Source organism: Burkholderia paludis, from assembly GCF_000732615.1.
Lineage (GTDB): Bacteria > Pseudomonadota > Gammaproteobacteria > Burkholderiales > Burkholderiaceae > Burkholderia > Burkholderia paludis.
Genome location: NZ_JPGL01000016.1, coordinates 135,199 through 147,166, shown reverse-complemented (window position 1 = coordinate 147,166; position 11,968 = coordinate 135,199). Strand labels below are relative to the sequence as shown.

Sequence of the window (11,968 nt, the reverse complement as noted above, 5' to 3'; positions counted from 1 at the left end):
CCCCGAAAGCCCCGCCCGCACACCCGTCTGGCTCGTCTTTCTCACGTATCACCTTCACAAGTTGCACTAGTTCATTCATTTATAACGGTTTTTAGAATGAGGGGCCGCATGAGCATGTGCGCGTAAGTCCTTGTTCTAACTAACAAAATTCGTCAAAAAAGCGGGCCGCTCCCTTGACCGTGCCACACCCTTCCTCTAAAGTGGGAGACAGTGTGAGAAAGTGTATTTTTGTGTGATTTAGCGGGCTGTTCCGGCTAAATTCTCAGCATGGAGCGGGTGCTTCGGTGCCCTGAACGGGAGAGCGGAAAGTGTTCCAAGGGGCGTCGGCGCTGACGCTCGATGCGAAAGGGCGGATGTCGGTGCCGGCTCGCTATCGCGAAGCGCTGCAAGGACAGGCAGAAGGACGGGTGACTGTGACCAAGCACCCGGACGGCTGCCTGTTGCTGTTTCCGCGCCCCGAATGGGAGGTATTCCGCGCCAAGATCGCCGCGCTGCCGATGGACGCGCATTGGTGGCGACGAATTTTTCTCGGCAATGCGATGGACGTCGATCTCGACAGCGCGGGCCGGATTCTTGTATCGCCCGAGCTGCGCATGGCAGCCGGACTGGAAAAGGAAGTCATGTTGTTGGGAATGGGTAGTCACTTCGAGCTGTGGGATTCGCAGACCTACATCGCGAAGGAGCAGGCGGCGATGGCGCAGGGCATGCCCGACGCGCTGAAGAATTTCACGTTCTGATTGCGGTGACGGAGACGCCCGCGATGGGAAACGAATTGCAGCATCGGACGGTGCTGTTGGACGAAGCGGTCGAGTCGCTCGTGATGCGACCGGACGGCGTGTATGTCGACGGCACCTTTGGGCGCGGCGGTCATAGTCGCGCGGTGCTCGCGCGGCTGGCGCCGGCCGGGCGGCTGATCGCGTTCGACAAGGATCCGAGGGCGATCGAGACGGCGGAGGGCATCGCGGATGCCCGCTTCTCGATCGTGCATGACAGCTTTGCATCGATGCGCGATGCGCTTGCGGCGCGCGGCGTCGAGAAGGTGTCGGGTGTGTTGCTCGATCTGGGCGTGTCCTCGCCGCAGGTGGACGATCCGGCGCGCGGCTTCAGCTTCCGCGCCGATGGTCCGCTGGACATGCGGATGGATCCGACGCGCGGCGAGTCGGCCGCGGAATGGCTCGCGCGGGCTTCGGTGCAGGAATTGACGGAGGTGATACGGGATTATGGGGAAGAACGGTTTGCTTTTCAGATTGCAAAGGCGCTTGTTGCTCGCCGGGCAGAGTCCGACCGTCTTGGGCCTCTCGACACCACGGGCGAGCTTGCCCAAATCGTGGGTCACGTCGTCAAAACCCGTGAGAAGGGCAAGGATCCGGCAACCCGCACCTTTCAGGCTATACGGATTCACGTCAATCAAGAGCTTGCGGACCTGCAAGTCGTACTAGACGCGGCACTGTCGTTGCTGGAGCAAGGGGGGCGGCTGGTGGTCATCAGCTTTCATTCACTCGAGGACCGGATCGTCAAGCGATTCATGCAGGCGCACGCGAGTGCGCCCGCGGTCGATCGTCGCCTGCCGATCCGTGCCGTCGACCTCCCGAGCCCGCCGCTCAAGATCATCGGCCGTCATTTCCCGAGCGAAGCGGAAGTGGCGGCGAATCCGCGTGCCCGCTCGGCCGTGATGCGCATTGCGGAGCGCGTCACGCCATGAGCCGCTTCAACATCTTCCTGCTGATCATCGTGATGGGTTGCGCGCTGTCGGTCGTCAACTCGACGAACCAGCAGCGCCAGATCTTCATCCAGCTGCAGCGCGCGCAGTCGCAGGAGCGTCAGCTCCAGCAGGACTACGCGCAGCTCCAGTATCAGCAGAGCGCGTTGTCGAAGACGTCGCGCATCGAGCAGCTCGCGAACGATTCGCTGAAGATGCAGCCGATCTCGACCGGCCGCACGCAATACCTGACGCTGTCGCCGGGCGCCGCGAAGGCGACCGATGCGCCGATTCCGGCGTCGGCCGACGCGGCCGGCAAGGGCAAGGGGGGCGCGCGATGAAACCGTCGCCGAAACGCCAGAACGTGAAGTTCTCGTCGAGCCCCGTGCTGGGCGTGCATCTGCCGATGTGGCGCTCGAAGCTCGTCGTGTTCCTGCTGTTCATGGCGTTCGTCGCGCTGGCCGCGCGGGCATTCTGGATTCAGGGCCCCGGCAACGCGTTCTATCAGAAGCAGGGTGAAAGCCGCTATCAGCGCACGATCGAGCTGCCCGCGACGCGCGGCAAGATCCTCGACCGTAACGGGCTCGTGCTCGCGACGAGCCTGCCCGTGCGCGCGATCTGGGCGATTCCCGACGCGGTGCCGGACGATCTCGACGCCGACAAGGTCAACCAGCTCGGCCAGCTCCTCGGCATGACGCCGAAGGAACTGCGCGTAAAACTGTCGGAAGACAAGGGTTTCGTCTACGTGAAGCGCCAGGTGCCGATCGACGTCGCGGACAAGGTCGCCGCGCTCGACATTCCCGGTATCTATCAGCGCAACGAATACAAGCGCTTCTATCCGGAAGGCGAGATCACCGCCCACCTGATCGGTTTCACAAACGTCGAGGACGAAGGGCAGGAGGGCGTCGAGCTCGGCGACCAGAAGCTGCTGTCCGGCACGTCGGGCGTGCGTCGCGTGATCAAGGACCGGATGGGGCACATCGTCGAGGACGTCGCCGAACAGATCCCGCCGCACAACGGCACCGACGTCGACCTGTCGATCGACAGCAAGATCCAGTACATCGCATACGCGAACCTGAAGGCCGCCGTCGACAAGTTCAAGGCGAAGGCGGGCGCGGCGATGGTGGTCGACGTGCGCACCGGCGAGGTGCTCGCGCTCGTCAACTACCCGACGTACAACCCGAACGACCGCTCGCGCATGACGGGCGAGCAGCTGCGCAACCGGATCATGACCGACGTGTTCGAGCCGGGCTCGATCATGAAGCCGTTTACGGTGTCGCTCGCGCTCGACCTGCATCGCGTGACGCCGAACACGCTCGTCGAAACGGGTAACGGGCATTTCGTGCTCGACGGCGCGCCGATCACCGACGACGCGGGCTTCGGCACGCTGACGGTCGGCGGCGTGATCCAGAAATCGAGCAACATCGGCGCGACGAAGATCGCGATGACGATGCGGCCCGAGGAAATGTGGGACATGTATACGAGCATCGGCCTCGGCCAGGCGCCGAAGGTCGGGTTTCCGGGCGCGGTGGCCGGCCGTCTGCGGCCGTGGAAGAGCTGGCGGCGCATCGAGCAGGCGACGATGTCGTACGGTTACGGCCTGTCGGTGTCGCTGTTCCAGCTCGCGCGTGCCTACACGGCGATCGCGCACGACGGCGAGCTGATGCCCGTGACCATTTTCAAGACCGACCCCAATCAGCCGATCACGGGGACGCAGGTGTTTACGCCGACCACCGCGCGCGAAGTGCGTGCGATGCTCGAGACGGTGGTCGCGCCGGGCGGTACGTCGCCTGACGCAGCCGTGCCCGGCTACCGCGTCGGCGGCAAGAGCGGTACCGCGTACAAGCACGAAGGTCACGGCTACACACGCAAGTACCGCGCGTCGTTCGTCGGGATGGCGCCGATGCCGAATCCGCGCGTCGTGATCGCGGTGTCGGTCGACGAGCCGACCGCCGGCAGCCACTTCGGCGGCCAGGTGTCCGGCCCCGTATTCTCGGCGATTGCCGGCGACACGATGCGGGCGCTGAACGTGCCGCCGAACATGCCGATCAAGCAGCTCGTCGTGTCCGACGATTCGCCTGCGGCGCCTTCCGCAGCGGGCCCGCAAAAGCTGGCCGCGGGGAGCGGTGCGAAGCATATGATCGTATCCAGCACGACACGTAATTCACCAGGAGTGGTTCGATGAGCGCCGCCCGCAGTTCTCATCCGGCGCATCAGCAGATCGCAGCCGCGCTTGCGTGGCTGCGTCAGCATGTGGCCCCCGCAGCGCAACTGCATGCCGACACGCGCAGCCTCAAGGCTGGCGACGTGTTTCTCGCCTATGCGGTCGACGGGGCCGACAATCGTGCGTTCGCGATCGACGCCGTCGCGCGCGGCGCGGCTGCCGTGCTGTACCAGCCGGAAGGGCTGGCCGCGGCGCCGGCCGTGCCCGTCGCGCTGGCGGTGCCGGCGCTCGACCAGCTCGCCGGCGAGATCGCGAGCGGCTGGTACGGCGACCCGAGCGACAGCCTGCTTACGGTTGGCGTGACCGGCACGAACGGCAAGACGTCGTGCACGCATTGGATCGCCACCGCGCTGACGGCGCTGCACCAGCCGTGCGCGCTGATCGGCACGCTCGGCACCGGGATGCCCGGCCAGCTCGTGCCGACCGGTTTCACGACGCCCGACGCGCCGCAGCTGCAGCGCAGCCTCGCGCAATTGCGCGACGCCGGTGCGAAGGCCGTGGCAATGGAAGTCTCGTCGCATGCGCTGCATCAGGGGCGCGTGAACGGGACGGCATTCGACATCGCGGTGTTTACGAACCTCACGCAGGATCACCTCGACTATCACGGCACGTTCGATGCGTACGAAGCCGCCAAGGCGAAGCTGTTCGCGTGGCGCGGCCTGCGTGCGGCCGTCATCAATCGCGACGACGACGCCGGCCGCCGCCTGCTCGAGAAGCTGGCCGGCCGCGTGCGTACGATCGCATACGGGATCGGCGACGCGCCGGCACCCGATGCCGATCGCGAACTGGTCGCGCTCGACGTGCGCGCCACCGCGACGGGCACCGCATTCCGGCTGCGTTCGTCATGGGGCGACGCGGACGTCGAAGTCGGCACGCTCGGCATGTTCAACGTCAGCAACCTGCTCGCCGTGCTCGGCTCGCTGCTCGCGGCCGACGTGCCGTTCGACGCGGCGCTTGCCGAGATCGCGCGGCTCGAGTCGGTCAACGGCCGGATGCAGCGGCTCGGCGGCCGGCTGCAGAACGATGAACCGCTCGTCGTGATCGATTACGCGCACACGCCCGACGCCCTCGAGAAGACGCTCGACGCGCTGCGCCCGATCGCGGCGGCGCGCGGCGGCCGGCTCGTCTGCATGTTCGGCTGCGGCGGCGATCGCGACGCGACGAAGCGTCCGCTGATGGGCGCGATCGCGGAGCGGCTCGCCGACGAAACCGTCGTCACGAGCGACAACCCGCGCAGCGAGGATCCGCAGCGCATCATCGACCAGATCGTCGCCGGCATGACCGCGCCCGAACACGCGCGCCGCATCGAGGATCGCGCGAGCGCGATCCTGCAGGCCGTGCGCAGCGCGGCGCGCGAGGATGTCGTCGTGCTGGCCGGCAAGGGCCACGAGGCCACGCAGGAAATCATGGGCAAGAAACGGACGTTCTCCGATCAGGATCACGCGCGCCTCGCGCTGGCGGCGCGGGCGACGCACGGCAAGGGAGGCGCCGAATGACGATGCTCAGTCTCGGCGAAGCCGCCCGTCTGATTCCGGGCGCAACGGTGCACGGCGATGCGGGCGTCACGTTCGACCGCGTGTCGACCGACAGCCGCACGGCCGGCCCGGGCGACCTGTTCGTCGCGCTGAAGGGCGAGCGCTTCGATGCGCATGCGTTCCTCGGCGATGTCGCCGCGCGCGGCGCGGCTGCGGCGCTGGTCGAGCATGTGCCGGCCGGCGTGACGATGCCGGCGATCGTGGGCGGTGAAACACGTGCCGCGCTCGGCGCGCTTGCACACGGCTGGCGCAAACGATTCCCGTTGCCGCTCGTCGCGGTGACGGGCAGCAACGGCAAGACGACCGTCAAGGAAATGATCGCGTCGATCTTCGCGGCTGCGGTCGGCGCCGACGCACGGCTCGCGACGGCGGGCAACCTGAACAACGACGTCGGTCTGCCGCTGACGCTGCTGCGCCTGTCGGCCGCGCATCGTCTCGCGGTGATCGAGATCGGGATGAACCACCCGGGCGAGACCGAAATCCTCGCACGCCTCACGGCGCCGACGGTCGCACTCGTCAACAACGCGCAGCGCGAGCACCAGGAATTCATGGCGACGGTCGAAGCCGTCGCCCTCGAACACGCGTCCGTGATTCACGCGCTGCCGCCGGACGGCGTCGCGGTGTTCCCGGCCGACGATGCGTATGCGGGCATCTGGCGTGTCGCGGCGACCGGCAACCGGATCCTCGATTTCGCGTTGCACGACGCCGAGCGGCAGAACGATGCGCAGGTCATCGGCCGCCTGCACGGCGGCGAACTCGCGATCGACACGCCGGCGGGCGCTGTCACGGTGCGGTTGCGCGCGCTCGGCGAGCACAACGCGCGCAATGCGCTGGCCGCGACAGCCGCGGCGCTGGGCGCCGGCGTCGCGTTGGCGGCGGTCAAGCGGGGCCTCGAAGCGTTCGAGCCGGTCAAGGGCCGGCTGCAGGTCAAGCGGGCGGTCGCCGGCAACCTCGCGGGCGCGACGGTCGTCGACGATACGTACAACGCGAATCCCGATTCGATGCGGGCCGCGATCGACGTACTCGCCGCCCATCCGTCGCCGCGCGTGCTGGTGATCGGCGACATGGGCGAGGTGGGCGACGAAGGGCCGGCATTCCATCGCGAGATCGGCGCCTACGCGCGCGAGCGCGGGATCGACGCGCTGTTCGCGCTCGGCGACGCATCGCGCGATGCATGCGCGGCGTACGGTGAGGCGGCGCGCCATTTCGGCGATGTCGGCGCGCTGGTCGACGCATTGCTCGCGGCGGGCTACGGCGCGCAGGCGACGGTGCTCGTGAAGGGTTCGCGGTACATGAAGATGGAGCGCGTGGTCGACGCGCTGACGAATCAACCCGCGGCGGGCACGGCGCCCGCCGCTCACTGAGTAGAAGGAAGGAAGCATGCTGCTGGCGCTGGCGCAATGGCTGCAAGGAGACGCAAGCTTTTTGCGCTTGTTCACGTACCTCACGTTCCGTGCGGTGATGGCCACCATCACCGCGCTCGGGATCGGGCTCGTGTGCGGACCCTGGGTGATCCGCAAGCTGACGCAAATGAAGGTCGGTCAGGCCGTGCGCAAGGACGGCCCGCAGACGCACCTCGTCAAGTCGGGCACGCCGACGATGGGCGGCGTGCTGATCCTGATCGGCATCGCGGTCGCGACGCTGCTGTGGGGCGACCTGACGAACCGTTTCATCTGGATCGTGATGCTCGTCACGTTCGGTTTCGGCGTGATCGGCTGGGTCGACGATTACCGCAAGGTCGTCCACAAGGATCCGCGCGGGATGTCGTCGCGTGAAAAGTATTTCTGGCAATCGGTGATCGGGCTGTTCGCGGCCGTCTACCTCGCGTTCAGCGTGTCCGAGGCGAACAACGTGCGCGTGTTCGACCTGTTCATGGCGTGGGTGCGGAGCGGGCTGTCGATGGGGCTGCCGGCGCGCGCCGACCTGATGCTGCCGTTCCTGAAGTCGATCAGCTATCCGCTCGGCGTCTGGGGCTTCATCGTGCTGACCTACTTCGTGATCGTGGGCGCGAGCAACGCGGTGAACCTGACCGATGGCCTCGATGGTCTCGTGATCATGCCGGTCGTGCTGGTCGGCGCGTCGCTGGGTGTGTTCGCGTACGTGATGGGCAGCGCGGTCTATTCAAAATACCTGCTGTTCCCGCACATCCCGGGCGCGGGCGAACTGCTGATCTTCTGTTCCGCGATGGGCGGGGCAGGGCTCGCGTTCCTCTGGTACAACACGCACCCCGCGCAGGTGTTCATGGGCGACGTCGGCGCGCTGGCGCTCGGCGGCGCGCTCGGCACGGTCGCGGTGATCGTGCGCCAGGAAATCGTGCTGTTCATCATGGGCGGCATCTTCGTGGCCGAAACGCTGTCGGTGATGCTGCAGGTTTCGTGGTTCAAGTACACGAAGAAGCGTTACGGCGAAGGGCGGCGCCTGCTGAAGATGGCGCCGCTGCATCACCATTTCGAATTGTCCGGCTGGAAGGAAACGCAGGTGGTCGTGCGTTTCTGGATCATCACGCTGATGCTGTGCCTGTTCGGTCTGACCACCCTCAAGCTGCGGTAAAGGAAAGGTAACAAGGATGTCTGGCGAGATGTTTGGAGATCGGCAACGGCCGATGGTGCTCGTACTGGGGCTCGGGGAATCGGGTCTCGCGATCGCGCGATGGTGCGCGAGGCACGGGTGCCGGCTGCGCATTGCCGATACCCGCGAGGCGCCGCCGAACCTTGCCGCGCTGCAGGCCGAAGGCATCGATGCGGAATTCGTCGGCGGGCCGTTCGCGCCCGCGCTGCTCGACGGCGGCGTCGAGATCGTCGGGCTGAGCCCCGGGCTGTCGCCGCTTGAACCGGCGCTCGCGGCGCTGGTCGCGGCCGCGAACGAGCGCGGGATCGCCGTGTGGGGTGAACTGGAGTTCTTTGCGCAGGCGCTGCGCGCGCTCGGCACGAGCGGCTACCAGCCGAAGGTGCTCGCGATCACGGGCACCAACGGCAAGACCACGACGACGAGCCTCACGGGCCTGCTGTGCCAGCGTTCGGGCAGGAAGGTCGCCGTCGCGGGCAACATCAGCCCCGCGATGCTCGACCGGCTGGCGGGCGCGATCGACGAAACGGCGCTTCCGGACGTGTGGGTGCTCGAACTGTCGAGCTTCCAGCTCGAGACCGCGCGCACCTTCGCGCCCGATGCGGCCGCGATCCTGAACATCACGCAGGATCATCTCGACTGGCACGGCAGCTTCGACGCGTATGCGGCGGCAAAGGGCCGGATCTTCGGCGCGACGACGACGCGCGTGCTGAACTGCGACGACGCGGCCGTGATGAAGTTCGCGCCGGCCGCAGGCGCGGCCGACGCGCCGCGTACGGTCACGTTCGGCCTGAACGAACCGACGCAGGACGGCGATTACGGGCTGACCCGCGACAACGGCATCGCATGGCTGGTGGAAGCCATCGATCGCGAGGCGCCGGATGAAGCGGCGGCGACGAGCCGCCGGCGCAAGCGCGACGCGCACACGCCCGACATCGCGCAGAAGCGCCTGATGCCGGTCGACGCGCTGCGGATTCGCGGGCTGCACAACGCGGCGAACGCGCTGGCCGCATTCGCGCTCGCGCGGGCGATCGACCTGCCGGCCGCGCCGCTGCTGCATGCGCTGCGCGAGTATCGCGGCGAAGCGCATCGTGTCGAAGTGATTGCGACGATCGACGACGTGGACTACGTCGACGACAGCAAGGGCACGAACGTCGGCGCGACGGTTGCCGCGCTCGACGGGCTCGCGCAGAAGATCGTGCTGATCGCGGGCGGGGACGGCAAGGGACAGGACTTCGCGCCGCTGGTCGCGCCGGTGGCGCGCTGGTGCCGCGCGGTGATGCTGATCGGCCGCGACGCGCCGGCGCTGCGCGACACGCTCGCCGAAACGGGCGTGCCGCTCGCCGGCCACGAGACGCTCGAAGGCGCGGTGCGTGCGGCGGCCGAGCTGGCGGAGCCGGGCGATGCCGTACTGCTGTCGCCCGCGTGTGCAAGCCTCGACATGTTCAGGAACTACGCCCATCGCGCAGAGGTGTTCCGCGCGGCGGTCGACGAAATCGCCATCGACAAAGGAGCGACGCCATGAGCTGGTCCGATCGCCTCGTCTCCCGCTTCAACGACCGACGCGATACCGGCGGCAATGCCGCGGGCGGTCGCGTCGCATCGGCCACGCGCGCCGCGACGGGCGGCCTCGCGAGCGTCGTCAACGGCGTGCGCCCGAGCCGTTCGCGAATGCTCGACTTCGACTATTCGCTGCTGTGGGTTGCGATCGCGCTGCTCGGGCTCGGCGTCGTGATGGTCTATTCGGCGTCGATTGCGATGCCCGATTCGCCGAAATACGCGTCGTATCACGATTACGCGTTCCTGATGCGCCACTGCGTGTCGCTCGTCGTCGCGTTCGTCGCGGCGGTGGTCGCGTTTCGCGTGCCGGTGTCGACGTGGGACAAGTACGCGCCGCATCTCTTCCTGATCGCGCTCGTCGGCCTCGTGATCGTGCTGATTCCGCACGTCGGCAAGGGCGTGAACGGCGCGCGCCGCTGGATTCCGCTCGGCATCACGAACATGCAGCCGTCGGAAATCATGAAGCTCGCGGTGACGATCTACGCGGCGAACTACACGGTGCGCAAGCAGGAATACATGCAGAGCTTCGCGAAGGGCTTCCTGCCGATGGCGTTCGCGGTCGGCCTGGTCGGCGCGCTGCTGCTGCTCGAGCCGGACATGGGCGCGTTCATGGTGGTCGCGGCGATCGCGATGGGCGTGCTGTTCCTCGGCGGCGTGAACGGAAAGCTGTTCGGCGGGCTCGTCGCGACGGCGGTCGGCACCTTCACGATGCTCGTGTGGCTGTCGCCGTGGCGTCGCGAGCGGATCTTCGCGTATCTCGATCCGTGGGACGAGCGCTACGCGCAGGGCAAGGCGTACCAGCTCACGCACTCGCTGATCGCGTTCGGGCGCGGCGAGTGGTTCGGCGTCGGCCTCGGCGGCAGCGTCGAGAAGCTGAACTACCTGCCTGAAGCGCATACCGACTTCATCCTCGCGGTGATCGGCGAGGAACTGGGCTTCGTCGGCGTGCTGGTCGTGATCCTGCTGTTCTACTGGATCGTGCGCCGCGCGTTCGAGATCGGCCGCCAGGCGCTCGCGCTCGACCGCACGTTCGCGGGCCTGACGGCGAAAGGCATCGGCATCTGGTTCGGCGCGCAGACCTTCATCAACATGGGCGTGAACCTCGGGCTGCTGCCGACCAAGGGGCTGACGCTGCCGCTCGTGAGCTACGGCGGCTCGGGCATTCTGCTCAACTGCATCGCCCTCGCGGTGCTGCTGCGGGTCGACTACGAAAACCGGGTGCTGATGCGCGGAGGGAAGGTATGACCGCGTCGCGACGTACGCTGATGGTGATGGCGGGCGGCACCGGGGGCCACGTGTTCCCGGGGCTCGCGGTCGCGCACCGGATGGAAGCGGCGGGCTGGCGCGTCGTATGGCTCGGCAATCCGGCCGGGATGGAAGCGACGCTCGTGCCGAAGCACGGCATTCCGATGGAATACGTTCGGTTCGGCGGGCTGCGCGGCAAGGGGCTGAAGACCAAGCTGACGCTGCCGGTCAATCTGCTGCGCGCGTGCTGGCAGAGCCTCGGCGCGCTGCGCCGCGTGCGGCCGGACGTCGTGCTCGGAATGGGCGGCTACATCACGTTCCCGGCGGGCGTGATGACCGCGCTGTCGGGCCGTCCGCTCGTGCTGCATGAACAGAACTCGATCGCGGGCCTGACGAACAAGGTGCTCGCGAAATTCGCGAAACGCGTGCTCGTCGCATTTCCCGGCGCGCTGCCGCACGCGGAATGGACGGGCAACCCGATTCGCGCGGAACTTGCGGGCACGGAAGCACCCAAAGCACGCTACGCGTCGCGCAGCGGCCCGCTGAACGTGCTGGTCGTCGGCGGCAGCCTCGGTGCGGCCGCGCTGAACGAAGTCGTGCCGCGCGCATTGGCGATGCTGGCGCCGGGCGAGCGCCCGCGCATCGTGCATCAGGCCGGCGCGAAGCACATCGACGCACTGAAGGCGAATTACGAAGCAGCCGGTTTCGCGGCCGGAGAGGACGTGCGGCTCGTGCCGTTCATCGACGACATGGCGGCCGCGTACGCGGCGGCGGATCTCGTGATCTGCCGGTCGGGCGCGATGACGGTGTCGGAGATCGCGGCGGTGGGCGTGGCGGCGCTGTTCGTGCCGTTCCCGTACGCGGTCGACGATCACCAGACGAGCAACGCGGCGTTCCTCGCCGATGCGGGCGCGGCGGTGCTGGTGCAACAACGCGACCTGTCGGCGGATCTGCTCGCCGACTGGCTGCGCGGCCAGTCGCGGGCATCGCTCGCGGACATGGCGGAACGTTCGCGCTCGCTGGCGAAGCCCGAGGCCACCGACGAGGTCGCGCGCGTGTGCGCGAAGGCGGCCGGCGCGAACCTGGAAGAACATCAATGAAACAACCCACACGCTCACATCGCTCGCTCGGGAGGGCTCG

Annotated in this window: 10 protein-coding genes; all 10 read left to right on the top strand. The window is 67.4% G+C overall.

All coding sequences use genetic code 11. The features are described 5' to 3' along the window. Positions 1-308 precede the first annotated feature (308 nt). From mraZ to murG, 10 genes are read left to right on the top strand one after another with little or no spacing between them, the layout of a single operon-like run. Positions 309-737, top strand: a complete 429-nt coding sequence (gene mraZ / locus GQ56_RS0112415) for a division/cell wall cluster transcriptional repressor MraZ (protein ID WP_006400450.1) — start codon at positions 309-311, stop codon at positions 735-737. A gap of 23 nt (positions 738-760) precedes the next feature. After that, a complete protein-coding gene (gene rsmH, locus GQ56_RS0112410; RefSeq protein ID WP_031398958.1) occupies positions 761-1,702 on the top strand; it encodes a 16S rRNA (cytosine(1402)-N(4))-methyltransferase RsmH in 942 nt (313 codons plus the stop codon). After that, positions 1,699-2,040 carry a cell division protein FtsL gene (gene ftsL / locus GQ56_RS0112405; RefSeq protein ID WP_031398957.1) on the top strand — a complete coding sequence of 114 codons (342 nt, stop codon included), beginning with the start codon at positions 1,699-1,701 and terminating at the stop codon, positions 2,038-2,040. Before rsmH ends, ftsL begins: the two co-directional genes overlap by 4 nt. Further along, a complete protein-coding gene (locus GQ56_RS0112400; RefSeq protein WP_031398956.1) occupies positions 2,037-3,884 on the top strand; it encodes a peptidoglycan D,D-transpeptidase FtsI family protein in 1,848 nt (615 codons plus the stop codon). Before ftsL ends, GQ56_RS0112400 begins: the two co-directional genes overlap by 4 nt. Then, positions 3,881-5,419, top strand: a complete 1,539-nt coding sequence (locus tag GQ56_RS0112395) for a UDP-N-acetylmuramoyl-L-alanyl-D-glutamate--2,6-diaminopimelate ligase (RefSeq protein ID WP_031398955.1) — start codon at positions 3,881-3,883, stop codon at positions 5,417-5,419. The genes GQ56_RS0112400 and GQ56_RS0112395 overlap by 4 nt, the downstream gene beginning before the upstream one ends. Continuing rightward, a complete protein-coding gene (locus tag GQ56_RS0112390; protein ID WP_031398954.1) occupies positions 5,416-6,822 on the top strand; it encodes a UDP-N-acetylmuramoyl-tripeptide--D-alanyl-D-alanine ligase in 1,407 nt (468 codons plus the stop codon). The genes GQ56_RS0112395 and GQ56_RS0112390 overlap by 4 nt, the downstream gene beginning before the upstream one ends. 16 nt (positions 6,823-6,838) lie before the next feature. Continuing rightward, positions 6,839-8,008 (top strand): phospho-N-acetylmuramoyl-pentapeptide-transferase, encoded by a 1,170-nt coding sequence (gene mraY / locus GQ56_RS0112385; RefSeq protein WP_006477019.1) that lies wholly within the window; start codon positions 6,839-6,841, stop codon positions 8,006-8,008. Between the two features lie 28 nt (positions 8,009-8,036). Next, entirely contained in the window at positions 8,037-9,548 is a 1,512-nt protein-coding gene (gene murD, locus GQ56_RS0112380) for a UDP-N-acetylmuramoyl-L-alanine--D-glutamate ligase (protein ID WP_031398953.1), read from the top strand. Next, positions 9,545-10,828: a putative lipid II flippase FtsW gene (gene ftsW, locus GQ56_RS0112375; protein ID WP_031398952.1), complete on the top strand. Its 1,284-nt coding sequence runs from the start codon at positions 9,545-9,547 to the stop codon at positions 10,826-10,828. The genes murD and ftsW overlap by 4 nt, the downstream gene beginning before the upstream one ends. After that, a complete protein-coding gene (gene murG, locus GQ56_RS0112370; protein WP_031398951.1) occupies positions 10,825-11,928 on the top strand; it encodes an undecaprenyldiphospho-muramoylpentapeptide beta-N-acetylglucosaminyltransferase in 1,104 nt (367 codons plus the stop codon). Before ftsW ends, murG begins: the two co-directional genes overlap by 4 nt. Positions 11,929-11,968: the final 40 nt, after the last annotated feature.